The following is a 16,404-nucleotide window of genomic DNA, read 5'->3' as shown; positions in this document are numbered from 1 at the left end:
TCAGTCCACGGGGGCGCCTTCGGGCGCCTTCGTACTGTGCGACGGCACGGATAGCGCGTCTTCGCCCACCACGCGGTCGCCGCCCGCCCGCTTGGCCGCGTACATGGCATGGTCCGCGCGCGCGATCAGCGAGGTGACCGTATCGCCATCGCGCGCCTGTGCGGCACCGATGCTGGCGGTCACGCCCACGGGGACGCCTTCCACGCTCGCGCAGTCATGGCGGATGCGTTCGCTGACTTCTTCGCCGAACCGGATCGCGGCCGGCAGTTCCACGCCGGCCAGCACCAGGACAAACTCTTCGCCGCCCAGCCGTCCCAACTGGTCGCCGTACTGGAAGCGCTGGCTGACCACGCGCGTCACCGCGCGCAGGCAGGCATCGCCCAGGGCATGCCCGTGGCGGTCGTTGACCTGCTTGAAGTGATCCAGGTCGATGAACAGCAGCGAGACCGGGATGCGTTCGCGCCGCCGCTCGATCAGGGCCCAGTCGAGGCGGTGTTCGATGCCACCCCGGTTGAGCACGCCCGTCAGCCCGTCGCGCTCGGCGTGCGCCTTGGCCCGGTCGCGTTCTCGGCGGAAGGTCAGCATGCGGTCGGCCAGGCCCAGCGCCAGCACCACGGCGGTGAAGGCGAGCACCCAGGGCAGGCCGTATTCCAGCCACGGCTCGGCTCGCTCACCGGCACTGAAGCGCAGCGCACGCGTCATGGTGAACACCAGCAGCGGCACCCACGCGATCAGCACGTAGGCCGCATGCCGCTGGCCACGACGCCAGGCCACCACCAGCGTGACCAGCGCGATGGCATTGGTGAGCAGGAAGAGCGCGTTGGCGATGTCGGGGAACCAGGTCTTGTCGGCGGGCCACGGCAACAGCAACAGCAGCAAGGTCAGGCCGCACCCGTAGGCGCCCACGACGCGCACCAGCCACGCCAGCCGCGGCGCGACCCGGCGCAGGCCAGCGTAGTCCAGCCACAGGTAGACCAGCAGGATGGTGGCGAGCGTGCCCGTGCCCCAGATGCCCTGCGCGCCGAAGCGCGCCAGCAGGGACAACCCCGGCCATGCGTAGGCTTCACCGTACGAGCACAGCGCGTACAGCAACTGGAACAGCATGGCGCCGGCGTACAACAGATAGACGCGCTCGCGCAGCACGGCCCAGAACAGCAGCACCGCCAGCGAAACGCCCAGCACCACGCCGATCGCCGGCAACACCAGCCGCACGTGCCACAGGTCGGCGACGGCATAGGACGGGCCGGACTCCACCGACACATGCAGTGGATAACGCGCGCCCTCGACCTTCACGTACACCGGGCCATCGCCCTGCAAGGGGAACACCAGGGCACGCCGGCTGTACTGCGGATCGAGGTCGGCGCTGAAGATGTCCCGCCGGCGCGGTGTGCCTTCCGCCTGGTCGAGCACGGTCACGCGGGCGGTATAGGGGTGATAGAACACCAGCAGCGGCTCCCGCACGCCCGGCGTGGGTTCCACGCGCCATTCCCCGTTGCCGATCACGCGCACGGTCACGCCCCCGTCGTCGAAGCGGCGTTCCGAGAACAATCCGGCGCGCTGTCCGGCCTGCTGCTCCAGCGTCAGTGGCTGGATGCGATCAATGCGCGCGATGTTCTCCCCTCGCACATCCATCGTTGGCAGCAGGGCCAGAAGCAGCAGTAGAGACCACCACCCCTGTTTCATGTTGCCCCATCGCGTTCGAGGCGAGTGTCGGGCCGGGCCTCTCCACCGGCAAGCCGGAATCTGGTAATTATGTGATGTGAGTCACATAAACTATGGGCACATACCTCAGCCGGTGTCGGACGCAGCCCACGTTTTCCTCCCTGCCGCATGCAGACAAAAGGTGATGCAACTCACACTTCACGCGTTTACGCAACGACTTGCCGGCGGATGTCCGCTAGTTTTGCGGAGATAAGAGCAAATGCGATGGATGCCGGGAGGGGCTGAGATGCGCATTGGAATAGTCGTCGATTCGGCGTGCGATCTGCCGCTGGAATACCTGCAACAACACAACATCGTCATCCTGCCGATCACCGTACGCATCGGCGAAGCCGTGCTTGCCGATCACCGCGACGAGCAGGCCACGCTGAGCTTCCTGCATGCGCACGTGGCCGAACGCGGGCACGAGGCCGAGACCACGCCGTTCACCGTCAACCAGATCCGGGACCTGTTCCTGGGCCAGCTGGTGATCGACTACGACCACGTCTTCTGCATGACGATCACCAAGACGCGCAGCCCGATCCACGAGAACGCGATGCAGGCCAGCTTCGCGATCCTCAACGACTACAAGCCGGTACGCCAGGCCGCGGGGCACAACTCGCCGTTCGCGTTGCGGGTGATCGATACGCAGAACCTGTTCGCCGCGCAGGGCATCACCGCGGTGGAAGCCGTGCGCATGCGCGATGCCGGCGCGAACGTGCAGCAGATCCGCGTGCGGCTGGAGGAACTGGCCAACAACACGCATGGCTACATGATCCCGCGCGACCTGTATTACCTGCGCAACCGCGCCCGCACCAAGGGGGACCGCAGCGTGGGTCTGCTCAGCGCGGCGCTGGGCAGCGCGCTGGACATCAAGCCGGTGCTGTACGGTCATGCCGGCAACACCGAACCGGTGGCGAAGATCAAGGGTTTCGACAATGCGGTCGAACAGATGTTCAAGTTCACCGGCAACCGGGTGATGGCCGGCCTGATGACGCCGACCGTCTGCCTGAGCTACGGCGGCGAACTGTCGGAACTGCGCGCCTTGCCCGGCTACCAGCGCCTGCGCGACATCTGCGAGAACAACAAGGTCGAGGTGTTCGAAAGCGTCATGAGCCTGACCGGCATGGTCAACGTGGGCAAGGGGGCCGTCGTGGCCGCCTTCGCCGCGCCGCCCGCGCCGTTCAAGGCGACATAACGACGGACTAACGCGGCAGGGCTACGCTATGGCCTTGGCTTGAACCGGGGGCGCCATGGCGGTCCGCTACTACATCAGTCTGCCCAATCCCACCCGCGCACGCGGCGGCGATCCGGCTTTCAGTTTCGATGCCCATGGCGCAGATGAATTCGCCGCGCAGCTGCAGCACGCGCTGCGGACCAGCAGCCTGTTCGAGCGGTGGCGTGCACGCCAGGAAGAACCCGATGAAGTCGATCCCGGCCTCGGTGTCACCGACGATGCCGCGACGGTGCGTGGCCAGCAGGACGATCTCAGCATCCTGCTGGTGGCGACCTCGTCCATCCCCGGCCAGGTCCTCAAGCACCGCCTGCGGCTGCTGGCGGGCCATGCGTGGGAACTGCGCGACGTCTCGGCCGCGTAGCGCGCGGCCTTCGCGCGGAGGCACCGCCTCATGACGGCGCGTCGCACGCCTGCACTGTTGGCCTGGAGCGGTGGCAAGGATGCGGCGTGGACGCTGCATGTCCTGCGCCAGCGCGTTGATGTCGAGGTAGTTGGTCTGCTGACCACGGTGACCGAGGATTACGGCCGCGTATCGATGCAGGGCATCCGCCGTAGCGTGCTGCATGCACAGGCACAGGCCACTGGCCTGCCTTTGATCGAAGCGATGATTCCAGCGCGCTGCACCAACGATGATTACGAACGGGCGATGACCGCCGCGTTGGCGCGGGCGACGCAACGCTGGCCCGGCCTGCGCACGATGGCGTTCGGCGACCTGTTCCTGGAGGACATCCGCGCGTACCGCGTGCAGAACCTGGCGAGGATCGGCTGGGACGTACTGACGCCGCTGTTCGGCAGCGATACGGCGACGCTTGCGCGCGAGATGATCGAGAGCGGCCTGCGCGCGCACCTGTGCTGCGTGGACACGCAGCAACTCGATGCTTCCTTCGCCGGGCATGCATTCGATGCCGGGCTGCTCGATACACTGCCGGCGGGCGTGGACCCGTGCGGCGAGAACGGCGAGTTCCACACCTGCGTGTCGGCCGGCCCGATGTTCGACGCACCACTCGCCCTGGCGCAGGGCGACACCGAACTGCGCGACGACCGCTTCGCGTTCACCGACTACGCACTCGCCGACGTGCCCACGTAGGGTGGGCCCTGGCCCACCATCGCGGTGAGCCGATGGTCACGGGACGGTGGGCTTGAGCCCGCCTTACGCCTTCGATGCATCGCGTCTCCGCCGACACGATGTTCGATGCCACCGACTACGCACTGCCGACTCACTCCGGTTACGGCCAGCTGGCCAATGGCACGAGTACCTGCGGTTCGCGTGGTCCCTGCAGCAACTCGGGCAACCGCGCCTCGTAGTCGCGACGGTAGGGTTTGTCCTGCCGCTCGAGGAAGGTGGCCACGTCAGGTTCGGCCCAGCGTTCATAGAGGGTGAACAGCGTCGGGTCATGGGTGTCTCGATGCAGTGCACACGACAGGAACGTGTCCTCCTTCGACATCGCATCGACGATATCGTGCACCGCACGCAGCCATTCGTCGACGCGCTCCGGCTTCACGCGCAGACGGACGTAGAACACCAGCGGTACGGACGGGGTTGCAGCGTGATCGAGGCTCATCGGTGCAGGGCCTTGGCGTGGTACGCGATGTGGTCGCCGATGAAACTGGCGATGAAGTAATAGCTGTGGTCGTAGCCGGGCTGCAGGCGCAGCGTCAGCGGGTGGCCGGCAGCCTCGGCTGCGGCCTGCAGCAGTTCCGGCTTCAGCTGCGTGCGCAGGAACTCGTCCGCATCGCCCTGGTCGACCAGCAGCGGCAGCCGTTCCTGCGCGGCCGCGACAAGTGCGACGGTGTCGTGCGCCTTCCAAGCCGCACGGTCCTCACCAAGATAGGCGGTGAACGCCTTCTCGCCCCACGGCACCTGCGAGGGCGCGACGATCGGCGAGAACGCCGACACGCTGCGGTAGCGGCCGGGATTCTTCAACGCGATCGTCAACGCGCCATGCCCGCCCATCGAATGCCCGCTGATCGCACGCCGATCGCTCGCGGCCGGATCGGCTTCGACCCAGGCCGGGAGTTCGTCGACGATGTAGTCGTACATCCGGTAGTGCGAGGCCCAGGGCGCCTGAGTTGCGTTGACGTAGAAGCCCGCGCCCTTGCCCAGATCGTAGCCCTCGGCGTCCGCCACGTCTTCGCCGCGCGGACTGGTGTCCGGCGCGACGAGGATCAGGCCGTGTTCGGCCGCATAACGCTGCGCACCGGCCTTGGTGATGAAGTTCTGCTCGGTGCAGGTCAGGCCGCTCAGCCAGTAGAGCACCGGGCATGGTCCCTGTTCGGCCTGCGGCGGAAAGTAGACGCCCACCGTCATGTCGCAGCCGAGTACGGCAGAGCGATGGCGGTAGACGTCCTGCCAGCCGCCGAAGCAGGCGCGGTGTTCGATGCGTTCGAGTGTCATGGTGGTTCCCGTGTTCCCTTCTCCCGCCGGGAGAAGGTGGCGCGAAGCGCCGGATGAGGGTTGGACGGAGCGTAACGGGCGAACAGCAGTGGACGTTGCAAGAAGCGCGGCGTTCGATCATCGGGATGTCGCCGCACCCTCACCCCAACCCCTCTCCCGAGGGGAGAGGGGCTGCAACTTCAGTAATGCACCACGCTGCGGATCGACTTGCCTTCATGCATCAGGTCGAAGGCTTCGTTGATGTCATCCAGTGGCATCGTATGCGTGACGAATGGCGCGAGTTCGATGTCGCCCTTCATCGCATCCTCGACCATGCCTGGCAGTTGCGAACGGCCCTTCACGCCGCCGAACGCCGTGCCCATCCATTTGCGGCCGGTCACCAGTTGGAACGGGCGCGTGGAAATCTCCTGGCCGGCACCGGCCACGCCGATGATCACGCTCTGGCCCCAGCCGCGATGCGCGCATTCCAGCGCGGCACGCATCACGTTGACGTTGCCGATGCATTCGAACGAATGATCCACGCCCCAGCCGGTCATCTCGACGATCACCTGCTGGATCGGCTTGTCGAAGTCCTTCGGATTGACGCAGTCGGTGGCGCCGAACTGCCGTGCCATCTCGAACTTGGACGGATTGGTGTCGACAGCGATGATGCGGCCGGCCTTCGCCTGGCGTGCGCCCTGGATCACGGCCAAGCCGATGCCACCCAGACCGAACACGGCCACCGAATCGCCTGCCTGCACCTTGGCGGTGTTGTGCACGGCACCGATGCCGGTGGTCACGCCACAGCCGAGCAGGCAGACGTGTTCCGGATTCGCGTCGGGGTTGATCTTCGCCAGTGATACCTCGGCGACCACCGTGTACTCGCTGAACGTCGAGCAGCCCATGTAGTGGTACAGCGGCTGGCCTTCGTAGGAGAAGCGCGAAGTGCCGTCCGGCATCACGCCCTTGCCCTGGGTGGCGCGCACCGAGGTGCACAGGTTGGTCTTGCCGCTCTTGCAGAACAGGCACTCGCCGCATTCGGCGGTGTAGAGCGGAATGACATGGTCGCCCGGCTTCACGCTGGTGACACCCTCGCCCACCTCGACCACGATGCCGGCGCCTTCATGGCCCAGCACGACCGGGAACAGGCCTTCCGGATCGTCGCCCGACAGCGTGAACGCGTCGGTGTGGCACACGCCGGTATGGGTGATCTTCACCAGCACTTCGCCCTTCTGCGGCGGGGCGACATCGATCTCGACGATCTTCAGCGGTTCGCCTGCGGCGAAGGCGACAGCGGCACGGGATTTCATGGCGGTACTCCTGCTTACTTCAAATAGGAACGGACCAGCGCGACGGCGGCATCGATGCCGGCCTCGCGTTGTTTGGGGGTGGCGGCCGGCTGCGCGAATTCCTCGCGCAAATGGCTTTCCAGGATCTCCGACATCAGCCCATTGACCGCGCCGCGCACCGCAGCGAGTTGCTGCAGCACGGGCGCGCAATCCGCACCCTCCTCCAGCGCGCGCCCAAGCGCATCCAACTGGCCACGGATGCGACGCACACGGGTGAGCGCCTTCTTCTTGTCGGCGGGGGAATGGGGCATGTCGGCTAGCGCCTTGATAGTGGGGGGGAGTATAAGCGACCCGCCCCAGCGCATGAAGCCCCGCTTGTCCGGATATCGCTACGTGGCTGCGCAGCAGGCAGGCCCACAACAGGACTTCGCGGGCGCGGCGGCCCCATCCTGCCTTGAGATGGCAGGCAAGGTCGCAACAGGCGGGGCCCGCTCGACCACCCCGGACGCATCCGTCGCGGCGCGCGATGCCAGATCGCCCTTGCGTTCGCTGTAACGGCTGGTCAGGTAGTCGCTGCGGTCGCGCACCAGCAGGGTGAACTTCATCAGTTCCTCCATCACGTCCACCACGCGGTCGTAGTACGACGAGGGCTTCATGCGGCCTTCGTCATCGAATTCCTGCCAGGCCTTCGGCACGGACGACTGGTTGGGGATGGTGACCATGCGCATCCAGCGGCCAAGCACGCGCAACGCATTGACCACATTGAACGATTGCGAGCCGCCGCACACCTGCATGACCGCGAGCGTGCGGCCCTGCGTGGGGCGCACGCTGCCCTCTGACAGCGGCAGCCAGTCGATCTGGTTCTTGAACACCGCGCTGAGCGTGCCATGGCGTTCCGGGCTGACCCAGACCTGGCCTTCGGACCACTGCGACCACGCACGCAGCCGCTGCACCTCGGCATGGTCCGCGCCCACGCTGTCCAGGATCGGCAGGTCGTGCGGATGGAACACGCGCGTCTCCGCACCGAGTTGCTGCAGAAGCCGCTCCGCCTCCAGGGCCAGCTTCCGACTGAAGGATGACGGGCGCAGCGAGCCGTACAGGATCAGGATGCGCGGCGAGTGCGGAGAACCTCCAATGGCGAGCTTGCCGGCGTCCGGTATGTCGAAGGCGTCGGGCGCGAGCTGCGGCAGCAATGGAACTGTCATGTCGGCTTGTTAAGCTGTGATTGTTCGATTATTCTAGAATTATGGAAATAACAAACGCAACCGTTGCCCTGGCCGCCCTTGGCCAGACCACCCGCCTGGCGGTCTTCCGCCTGCTTGTCGAAGCCGGCCCGACCGGTCGCATGGCAGGGGAGATTGCCGAAGCCCTGGGGCTGCCGGGCGCCACGCTGTCCTTCCATCTGAAGGAACTGGTGGCCGCAGGACTGGTGCAGAGCGAGTCACGCGGGCGGCACGTCTGCTATCGGGCCGATTTCGCGGCGATGAACGGGCTGATCGAATTCCTGACCCGGAACTGCTGCGGTGGCGACACGGCGCAATGCGCGCCTGCCACACCGTGCGGCCCTGAAGGTTGTGCATGACGGCAACCGGCACGCCGCCGCTGTCGCGCCGCATGGGCGGTTTCGAGCGCCACCTCACATGGTGGGTGCTGGGCTGCATCGGCGTGGGCACCGCGCTGGGCTACCTGTTGCCGGGCGCATTCGCCGCGTTGGGGTCGGCGGAAGTCGCCAGGGTGAACCTGCCCGTGGCCGTGCTGATCTGGCTGATGATCATCCCGATGCTGCTGAAGATCGACTTCCGCGCGATGGGCGACGTGAAGCGGCACTGGAAAGGCATCGGCGTCACCGTGTTCGTGAACTGGGCGATCAAGCCGTTCTCGATGGCGGTGCTGGCGTGGCTGTTCGTGCGGCATGTGTTCGCCGACCACCTGCCTGCAGCGCAGATCGATTCGTACGTGGCCGGGCTGATCCTGCTGGCGGCCGCGCCGTGTACCGCCATGGTGTTCGTGTGGAGCCACCTGTGCGATGGCGAGCCGCGCTTCACGCTGAGCTAGGTCGCGTTGAACGACGCGATCATGGTGGTGGCCTTCGCGCCCATCGTCGGCCTGCTGTTGGGCATCTCGTCCATCACCGTGCCGTGGGCGACGCTGATGCTGTCGGTGGCGCTGTACATCGTGGTGCCGGTCATCGCCGCGGCGCTGGTGCGCCACTGGGTACTTGGCCGTGGTGGCGACGCGGCACTGCAGGTGCTGCTCGAGCGGCTGGGGCCGGTGTCGCTGTGCGCGTTGCTGCTCACGCTGGTGCTGCTGTTCGGTTTCCAGGGCCGCCAGATCGTGGACCAGCCCCTGATCATCGCGATGCTCGCGGTCCCCATCGTGATCCAGGTGTATTTCAACGCCGGCGTGTCGTACTGGCTCAACCGCCGGTTGGGCGTGGCGCATTGCGTGGCCGGCCCGTCGGCCCTGATCGGCGCCAGCAATTTCTTCGAGCTTGCCGTGGCCACGGCCGTGGGTGTGTTCGGCGTGCATTCCGGCGCAGCGCTGGCCACGGTGGTCGGCGTGCTGGTGGAAGTGCCGGTGATGTTGTCCGTCGTCCGCATCGTCAACGCGTCGAAGCCCTGGTACGAACGCCGCGCCTGATTCCTTCCTCCCCGCCCACTCCTCTTCCTTCAGGACACGCCCATGGACCGCCCCTATAACCTGCTGTTCCTGTGCACCGGCAATTCCGCCCGCAGCATCATGGCCGAGGCCATGGCCAACCACCTGGGCAAAGGCCGCTTCCATGCCTACAGCGCGGGCAGCCACCCGCGCGGCCGCGTGCATCCGGTCGCGCTGCAGATCCTGCAGGAGGCCGGCTTGCCTACAGCGTCGTTGCGCAGCAAGCCGTGGGACGAATTCGCCGCCGCGGATGCGCCACCGATGGACCTGATCATCACCGTCTGCGACAAGGCCGCTGGCGAAGCGTGTCCCGTCTGGCCAGGCCATCCGGTCACCGCGCATTGGGGCGTCGAAGATCCCGCCGCCGTCGCCGGCTCCCCGGAGCAGGTACGCCAAGCCTTTGCCCACGCCCTGCACCTGTTGCAGCACCGCATCACGCTGTTGCTTGCGCTCAAGCCCGAAGCGCTGGATCGCCTGGCGCTGGAGACGCGGGTACGCGAGATCGGCACCTCGTCCTGAACGCCACATCCACCTGCTATTCCACCTCCATCCAAGAACCTTCCATGAGCATTCGCGTTGGCATCAATGGCTTCGGCCGCATGGGCCGCCTCACCTTGCGTGCGGCCTGGGACAATCCCGGCCTGCAGTTCGTCCAGATCAATGACCCCGCCGGCGATGCCGCCACGCTGGCGCATCTGCTGGAGTTCGATTCGATCCACGGCCGCTGGGACCGCGAGATCCACGCCGACGGCGAGGCGCTGGTGATCAACGGCAAACGCATTCCAGTGACGCGCAACAAGGACATCGCGGCGACCGACTGGTCGGGCTGCGACGTGGTCATCGAATCCTCCGGCAAATTCCGCAAACCTGATGTGCTCCAGCCCTACCTGGATCAGGGTGTGAAGCGCGTAGTGGTGACCGCGCCGGTCAAGTCGCCCGGCGTGCTGGATGTGGTGGTGGGCGTGAACCACCACCGCTTCGATCCCGCGCTGCACCGCATCGTGTCGGCGGCGTCGTGCACGACCAACTGCTTTGCACCGGTGGTCAAGGTGATCCACGAAGGCATCGGCATCCGCCACGGCAGCCTGACCACGATCCACAGCCTGACCAACACGCAGGTGATCGTGGACGCGCCGCACAAGGACCTGCGCCGTGCGCGTGCGTGCGGCAGCAGCCTGATCCCGACCTCGACCGGCTCGGCGACCGCCATCGCCGAAATCTTCCCCGAATTGAAGGGCCGCCTGAACGGCCATGCCGTGCGCGTGCCGCTGACCAATGCCTCGCTGACCGACTGCGTGTTCGAAGTGGAGCGTGCGACGACGGTCGAGGAAGTGAACGCGTTGCTGAAGCGCGCTGCCGAGGGTGAACTGGCCGGTATCCTTGGCTACGAAACGCGGCCGCTGGTGTCGATTGATTACCAGACCGACCCGCGTTCCAGCATCATCGATGCACTGTCCACGATGGTGATCAACGGCACACAGGTGAAGCTGTACGCCTGGTACGACAATGAGTGGGGCTACGTGAACCGTACCGCCGAACTCGTGCAGCTGGTCGGCAAGGCGGGCTGACACCGATGCTCGCACGCCTGTCGGCCGACGTCCGCCAGTACCTGCTGATCACCGGGAACTACTGGGCCTTCACCCTGACCGACGGCGCACTGCGCATGCTGGTGGTGCTGCACTTCCACCAGCTGGGCTACAGCCCGCTGCAGATCGCGATGCTGTTCCTGTTCTACGAGATCTTCGGCGTCATCACCAACCTGGTCGGCGGATGGCTGGGTGCCAGGATCGGGCTCAACCGGACGATGAATATCGGGCTCGCGATGCAGGTCGTTGCGCTGTCGATGTTGCTGGTTCCCTCGGGTTGGCTGACCGTTCCGTGGGTGATGTCGGCGCAGGCGCTGTCCGGCATCGCCAAGGACCTCAACAAGATGAGCGCCAAGAGCAGCATCAAGCTGCTGGTGCCGGGCGACCGGCAAGGCACGCTGTATCGCTGGGTGGCGGCACTCACGGGCTCGAAGAATGCATTGAAGGGAATCGGGTTCTTCCTGGGCGGCGCGCTGCTTGCCACCGTGGGCTTCGCGCCAGCGGTGGCGATCATGGCCGGTGCACTGCTGCTGGTGTGGCTGCTGAGCCTGCTGCTGCTCAAGCGCGACCTGGGCAAGGCCAAGGCCAAGCCGAAATTCCGCGACATCTTCTCGAAGAGTCGCGCCATCAACCTGTTGTCGGCCGCGCGGATGTTCCTGTTCGGTGCGCGCGACGTCTGGTTCGTGGTCGCGTTGCCGGTGTTCCTGGCTTCCACGCTGGGCTGGGATTTCTGGCAGGTGGGCGGATTCCTCGCGGCATGGATCATCGGCTATGGACTGGTGCAGTCGTTCGCACCGCACATTACCGGGCGCGGCACGGGTCGCTTGCCGGATGGGCGCTCGGCCAGCGCATGGGCCGTGCTGCTCGCCATGGTGCCGGCAACGATGGCAGTGCTGCTGGTCTACGGCGTGCCGGCGGCGTGGGTGCTGGTCGTCGGGCTGACGGTCTTCGGCGTGCTGTTCGCGCTGAATTCTGCGCTACACAGCTATCTGATCGTCAGCTATGCCAGCGAAGACGGCGTATCGCTAGATGTCGGCTTCTACTACATGGCCAACGCCATGGGACGCCTGCTGGGCACGGTGCTGTCGGGCTGGGTCTTCCAGCACTGGAGCCTGGCCGCGTGCCTGGCGATCTCCGCCGCGCTGATCGCGCTGGCGGCGGCGGTGTCGGTGGCGCTTCCCCGGTCGGCCGTGCAAGCAAGGGGCTGAGCGGCAAAACGCTTCCGGCCGCCGCATCGGATTCAAGGCATCATCGCCTTCGCGCGCCACACGACACCCCGGAAAACACCATGACCTCGATACGCCCTTCCCACGCCGGCGACATCGCCGCCATCACCGCACTGCTGGAAACGCACGCCTTGCCGACGGCCGACCTTGCCGCCTCGCAGGTGGCCTTCTGGGTGGAGGAAGAGGGTGGCCGTATCGCGGCCGTGATCGGCCTGGAGCAACATGGCGGCACAGGCTTGCTGCGCTCGCTGGCGGTGTCGCCCCTGCACCAGGGCAAGGGCCATGGCCAGCGGCTCGTGCAGTCCCTGGAAACCGAGGCGCGCACGCGCGGCATCACCGGGATCGTGTTGCTGACGCAGACAGCGGACGCCTTTTTCGCGCGCCTGGGCTACGCCGTGGTCGCGCGCGACGCCGTGCCCGATGCCGTGCGCGACAGCGCGGAATTCCAGTCGCTGTGTCCCGCCAGCGCCATCTGCATGCTCAAGCCGCTGTAGTCATCGCGGAGCGGCCTGGTGTCCGGGTGCAGGATGGGTTAGTACGCGAACTCGCGGAACACGCGATCGATGTCGCCGTTCCACTCGCCATGGAACAACGCCAGTTTGCGTTCGGCGGGTGTTTCGTCGGCCTCGACGATCTCCACCAGCGCATCGAGGAAGCCGGCCTCGTCCACGCCCTTGCTGTTGAGGCGTGCGCGACGCTTCAAACCGCCGATGGCGATCTTCACTGCTTCGCTGGCCAGGTCGCGCACGGTGCCGCCGCGGAACGGCAGCTTCAATGCATGCTTCGGCACGCCGTCGCGCAGTACATGACGCTCTTCCAGAGTGAAGTCCTTCACCAGGTCCCACGCCGCATCGAGTGCGGCATCGTCGTACAGCAGGCCCACCCAGAACGCCGGCAGCGCGCAGATGCGGTTCCAGGGACCGCTGTCGGCGCCGCGCATTTCCAGGAACTTCTTCATCCGCACTTCCGGGAACGCGGTGGTCATGTGGTCGGACCAGTCGCGCAGCGTGGGCAGCGCGCCCGGCAGCACCGGGAGTTCGCCCTTGAGGAAATCACGGAAGCTCTGCCCGCTGGCGTCATGGTAGATGCCATCGCGGTAGCTGAAGTACATCGGCACATCGAGCAGGTAGTCGACGTAGCGCTCGTAGCCGAAGCCCTCCTCGAACACGAAGTCGAGCATGCCGGTGCGGTCGCCGTCGGTATCGGTCCAGATGTGCGAGCGGTAACTCTGGTAGCCGTTCGGCTTGCCCTCGGTGAACGGCGAATCCGCGAACAGCGCCGTCGCCACCGGCTGCAGCGCCAGCGACACGCGGAACTTCTTGATCATGTCTGCTTCGGTGGCGTAATCCAGGTTGACCTGCACGGTGCAGGTGCGCGTCATCATGTCCAGGCCCAGCTGGCCGACCTTGGGCATGTACGACTTCATGATCTGGTAGCGGCCCTTGGGCATCCACGGCATCTCGTCGCGGCGCCACTTGGGCTGGAACCCCATGCCGAGGAAGCCGAGCTGGAGTTCGTCGGCGACCTGCTTCACTTCCTTGAGGTGCGTGCCCACTTCCACGCAGGTCTGGTGGAGGGTTTCGACTGCCGCGCCGGACAGTTCCAGCTGGCCGGCCGGCTCGAGCGTGACCGACGCGCCGTCCTTCGTCAGGGCGATGACGCGACCCTTCTCTTCGATCGCTTCCCAGCCGAAACGCGTCAGACCCTTCAGCAGGGCCTCGATGCCGCGCTCGCCGTCGAAGGTCGGCGGACGCAGGTCGTCCAGGCGGAAGCCGAACTTTTCGTGCTCGGTGCCGATGCGCCAATCCGGCGCGGGCTTCTCACCCGAGGCGATGTATTCGACCAACTGCGCGCGATCGGTGATCAGCGTGTCGGCAACGTGGCTGGGGCTGGACAAGGGCAGACTCGCGCGAAGGGAGAGGCCACGACGTGGAGACGAAGCCCCGCTGTCGCAAGGCCGGCACTATAACGTGACCGGATGCACGCCAGCATGGCCATCCAGGCGCCGCAGCATCCCATCCGTGGTGCACATCGACGCGTGTCCGGACGTGGACTACGCTGCATCCATGCCCTCACATCCCCGCTCGCCCCAGGCCCGCCATCGCGAACGTCATCGCACCGATCGCGTGGGCTGGTTGCGCGCCTCTGTGCTGGGCATCAACGACGGCATCGTGTCGGTCGCCGGCCTGGTGGTAGGCGTGGCCGCGAGTGGCGCAGCGCCTTCGACGATCCTGCTGACCGGCGTGGCCGGCACGGTGGCGGGCGCCATGTCGATGGCTGCAGGCGAATACGTCTCCGTGCAGTCGCAGGCCGATACCGAGGAAGCCGATCTCGCGGTGGAGACACGCGAGCTGCGGGATACGCCGGAGAGCGAGTTGCTGGAGCTGGCCCAGATCTATGTGCAGCGCGGCCTGTCGCCCGCGCTTGCGCGCCAGGTGGCGGAACAGCTGACCGCGCACGATGCGCTGGAAGCCCATGCACGCGACGAGCTGGGCATCACCGAGGCCCTGCGTGCCCGTCCGGTGCAGGCGGCGCTCGCGTCGGCGGGTGCGTTCACGGTGGGCGCACTGCTGCCCATCGCGACCACGCTGTTGGCGCCCGCCGGCCAGGTCGGCATGGTGACGACCGTGGCGACCTTGGTGGGGCTGGTGCTGTCGGGGGCGCTGGCGGCCCGGGTCGGCGGCGCACCGATCCTGCGCGGCGCGCTGCGGGTCGGCTTCTGGGGTGCCATGGCGATGGGCGCGGCGGCGCTGGTGGGCCGCCTGTTCCACGTCGCCGTGTGATCCCTAAACGGCCAGCCAGTTCCCCACGATCATCCGTGCCTCGTCCACGCCCTGCTTGGACTCGGCCGAAAAGGTCTGCACGCTGACGGTGTCGCCGAAGGCGGAGAACAGCTCCTTCTTCACCGCCTGCAGTGCGTTGCCCTGCTGGCCACGGCCCAGCTTGTCGGCCTTGGTCAGCAGCGCATGGGCCGGCAGTCCGCGCTGGACGGCGTACCCCAGCATCTGGCGGTCGTAGTCCTTCAGCGGGTGGCGGATGTCCATCACCACCACCAAGCCCTTGAGCGCTTCGCGGGTGCGGAAGTAGCGGTCGATGAAGGCCTGCCAGTGCGCCTGGAGATCCTGCGGCACCTTGGCGTAGCCGTAGCCGGGAAGATCCACCAGATAGCGTTCCGGCTGGACCTGGAAGAACACCAACTGCTGGGTGCGCCCGGGGGTCTTGGAGACCCGCGCCAGGCGGTTGTGGTTGACCAGCGCATTGAGGGCACTGGACTTGCCGGCATTGGAGCGGCCGGCGAAGGCCACCTCGAATCCACCATCTTCCGGCAGCTGGCGCGGGGTGTGGGCGGAAAGCAGGTAGGTGGCGGAATTCAGGGGGTTCGACATGGCACTAGCATGGCATGTGCCGGCCCCGGGGACATGCCGGAAGCCCGTTGAATTGACCGGACAGCCCCGGCGCAGGGATAATTCAACGGTTTCGCGGCTGCATTCTGCGCCGCGTATCGTCTAGGGTTTCGGAGCTTTAGCATGCGCCACGCTCGCGTTATGGGACTTGCCGGACTGGCCGTATTGGCCGTGGGCGCAGTCGCTTTTGCACAGACCACCGTGGTTCCGGTGCCGGACAATGCGCCGGTCGAGACCGCGCCTCTGGACATCAACCTCACCAAGACCACCTGGGGCGATGCCAAGGCCGGCCAGACCAAGGCGGCTGCCTGCGCGGCCTGCCACGGCGCCGACGGCAACCCCAGCGATCCGCAGTACCCGCGCATCGCCGGCCAGAGCGAGCGCTATATCGCGCACCAGCTCGCGCTGTTCGCCTCGGGCGAGCGCAACACCGGCATGGCGGCCGTGATGGCCCCGTTCGCCCAGACCCTCAATGCGCAGGACATGCGCGATGTCGGTGCGTACTTCGCCACCCAGAAGTCGGGTGCCGGCCTGGCCGACGACAGCATCGTCGCCGAGGGTCCCTACAAGGACATGAAGTTCTACGAAGTAGGCCAGCAGCTGTACCGCAACGGCGACGCCGCGCGCGGCGTGCCGGCCTGCATGGCGTGCCACGGCCCCACCGGCGCCGGCAACCCCGGCCCGGCCTACCCGCACATCGGCGGGCAGATGCAGGACTACACCGTGCGTCGCCTGCAGGAATACAAGGCCGGCACCACCACGCTGAAGGACCCGACCCTGCACAACATCATGGCGCAGGTCGCCGCACCGCTGACCGAGCAGGAAATCCAGGCGCTGGCCAGCTACCTGCAGGGCCTGCATGCCCGCGCCGACGACGTGGCCGCCGCCAAGGCCGGCGGCAAGTAATCCCGCACCCGGCCGCGTCGCGCGGC

At 66.6% G+C, this 16,404-nt stretch carries 18 protein-coding genes and 1 pseudogene; 11 read left to right on the top strand and 8 right to left on the bottom strand.

Annotated elements, in window-relative coordinates; translation table 11 throughout:
* Entirely contained in the window at window positions 1-1,683 is a 1,683-nt protein-coding gene (locus IB223_RS00805; RefSeq protein ID WP_192199807.1) for a diguanylate cyclase, read from the bottom strand.
* A gap of 265 nt (window positions 1,684-1,948) precedes the next feature.
* On the opposite strand from IB223_RS00805, the gene IB223_RS00800 reads away from it, so the two are divergent.
* Genes IB223_RS00800 through IB223_RS00790 form a run of 3 tightly spaced genes read left to right on the top strand, consistent with a single transcriptional unit; the run spans window position 1,949 to window position 4,022 of the window.
* A complete protein-coding gene (locus tag IB223_RS00800) occupies window positions 1,949-2,896 on the top strand; it encodes a DegV family protein (RefSeq protein WP_192199806.1) in 948 nt (315 codons plus the stop codon).
* A gap of 55 nt (window positions 2,897-2,951) precedes the next feature.
* Complete coding sequence (locus IB223_RS00795; RefSeq protein ID WP_192199805.1) at window positions 2,952-3,296, top strand: hypothetical protein; 345 nt, start codon at window positions 2,952-2,954, stop codon at window positions 3,294-3,296.
* 30 nt (window positions 3,297-3,326) lie between these two features.
* Window positions 3,327-4,022 carry an adenine nucleotide alpha hydrolase gene (locus IB223_RS00790; protein WP_192199804.1) on the top strand — a complete coding sequence of 232 codons (696 nt, stop codon included), beginning with the start codon at window positions 3,327-3,329 and terminating at the stop codon, window positions 4,020-4,022.
* Window positions 4,023-4,161: 139 nt separating this feature from the next.
* Here the strand turns inward: IB223_RS00790 and IB223_RS00785 are convergent, their stop codons facing one another.
* From IB223_RS00785 to arsH, 5 genes are all read right to left on the bottom strand, one after another.
* Window positions 4,162-4,497, bottom strand: coding sequence for a putative quinol monooxygenase (locus IB223_RS00785; protein WP_192199803.1), 336 nt, complete (start codon window positions 4,495-4,497; stop codon window positions 4,162-4,164).
* Window positions 4,494-5,330 (bottom strand): S-formylglutathione hydrolase, encoded by an 837-nt coding sequence (fghA, locus tag IB223_RS00780; RefSeq protein ID WP_192199802.1) that lies wholly within the window; start codon window positions 5,328-5,330, stop codon window positions 4,494-4,496. Before fghA ends, IB223_RS00785 begins: the two co-directional genes overlap by 4 nt.
* 179 nt (window positions 5,331-5,509) lie before the next feature.
* The gene (locus tag IB223_RS00775) at window positions 5,510-6,619 is read right to left on the bottom strand and encodes an S-(hydroxymethyl)glutathione dehydrogenase/class III alcohol dehydrogenase (protein ID WP_192199801.1); all 1,110 of its coding nucleotides are present in this window, start codon (window positions 6,617-6,619) and stop codon (window positions 5,510-5,512) included.
* A 14-nt stretch (window positions 6,620-6,633) separates the two neighbouring features.
* Window positions 6,634-6,909, bottom strand: a complete 276-nt coding sequence (frmR, locus tag IB223_RS00770; RefSeq protein ID WP_192199800.1) for a formaldehyde-responsive transcriptional repressor FrmR — start codon at window positions 6,907-6,909, stop codon at window positions 6,634-6,636.
* A gap of 78 nt (window positions 6,910-6,987) precedes the next feature.
* Entirely contained in the window at window positions 6,988-7,803 is an 816-nt protein-coding gene (gene arsH, locus IB223_RS00765; protein ID WP_192199799.1) for an arsenical resistance protein ArsH, read from the bottom strand.
* A gap of 41 nt (window positions 7,804-7,844) precedes the next feature.
* Here arsH and IB223_RS00760 point away from each other — a divergent pair, with 41 nt between their 5' ends.
* The 6 genes and pseudogenes from IB223_RS00760 to arsN2 all read left to right on the top strand — a co-directional run bounded on the left by IB223_RS00760 (window position 7,845) and on the right by arsN2 (window position 12,562).
* On the top strand, window positions 7,845-8,180 hold the full coding sequence (locus tag IB223_RS00760; protein WP_192199798.1) for a winged helix-turn-helix domain-containing protein: 336 nt from the start codon (window positions 7,845-7,847) through the stop codon (window positions 8,178-8,180).
* Window positions 8,181-8,212: 32 nt separating this feature from the next.
* Window positions 8,213-9,238: pseudogene (gene arsB, locus IB223_RS00755) on the top strand (ACR3 family arsenite efflux transporter).
* A gap of 42 nt (window positions 9,239-9,280) precedes the next feature.
* A complete protein-coding gene (locus IB223_RS00750; protein ID WP_192199797.1) occupies window positions 9,281-9,775 on the top strand; it encodes an arsenate reductase ArsC in 495 nt (164 codons plus the stop codon).
* Window positions 9,776-9,819: 44 nt separating this feature from the next.
* The gene (locus IB223_RS00745) at window positions 9,820-10,824 is read left to right on the top strand and encodes an ArsJ-associated glyceraldehyde-3-phosphate dehydrogenase (RefSeq protein ID WP_192199796.1); all 1,005 of its coding nucleotides are present in this window, start codon (window positions 9,820-9,822) and stop codon (window positions 10,822-10,824) included.
* 5 nt (window positions 10,825-10,829) lie between these two features.
* Window positions 10,830-12,050, top strand: a complete 1,221-nt coding sequence (arsJ, locus tag IB223_RS00740) for an organoarsenical effux MFS transporter ArsJ (RefSeq protein ID WP_192199795.1) — start codon at window positions 10,830-10,832, stop codon at window positions 12,048-12,050.
* Between the two features lie 80 nt (window positions 12,051-12,130).
* Window positions 12,131-12,562 carry an arsenic resistance N-acetyltransferase ArsN2 gene (gene arsN2 / locus IB223_RS00735; RefSeq protein WP_192199794.1) on the top strand — a complete coding sequence of 144 codons (432 nt, stop codon included), beginning with the start codon at window positions 12,131-12,133 and terminating at the stop codon, window positions 12,560-12,562.
* A 38-nt stretch (window positions 12,563-12,600) separates the two neighbouring features.
* Here the strand turns inward: arsN2 and IB223_RS00730 are convergent, their stop codons facing one another.
* The gene (locus tag IB223_RS00730) at window positions 12,601-13,965 is read right to left on the bottom strand and encodes a glutamate--cysteine ligase (RefSeq protein WP_192199793.1); all 1,365 of its coding nucleotides are present in this window, start codon (window positions 13,963-13,965) and stop codon (window positions 12,601-12,603) included.
* A 169-nt stretch (window positions 13,966-14,134) separates the two neighbouring features.
* Between IB223_RS00730 and IB223_RS00725 the strand changes: the two genes are divergently transcribed.
* Window positions 14,135-14,851 (top strand): VIT family protein, encoded by a 717-nt coding sequence (locus IB223_RS00725; protein ID WP_192199792.1) that lies wholly within the window; start codon window positions 14,135-14,137, stop codon window positions 14,849-14,851.
* A gap of 3 nt (window positions 14,852-14,854) precedes the next feature.
* Here IB223_RS00725 and yihA read toward each other — a convergent pair whose 3' ends face one another.
* Window positions 14,855-15,454: a ribosome biogenesis GTP-binding protein YihA/YsxC gene (gene yihA, locus IB223_RS00720; protein WP_142123064.1), complete on the bottom strand. Its 600-nt coding sequence runs from the start codon at window positions 15,452-15,454 to the stop codon at window positions 14,855-14,857.
* 141 nt (window positions 15,455-15,595) lie between these two features.
* Here yihA and IB223_RS00715 point away from each other — a divergent pair, with 141 nt between their 5' ends.
* Complete coding sequence (locus IB223_RS00715; protein ID WP_192199791.1) at window positions 15,596-16,378, top strand: c-type cytochrome; 783 nt, start codon at window positions 15,596-15,598, stop codon at window positions 16,376-16,378.
* The last annotated feature ends 26 nt before the right edge of the window (window positions 16,379-16,404 follow it).

It is taken from the genome of Pseudoxanthomonas sp. PXM03, assembly GCF_014852005.1.
GTDB lineage: Bacteria > Pseudomonadota > Gammaproteobacteria > Xanthomonadales > Xanthomonadaceae > Pseudoxanthomonas_A.
This window is presented reverse-complemented; position numbering and strand designations above follow the sequence as displayed.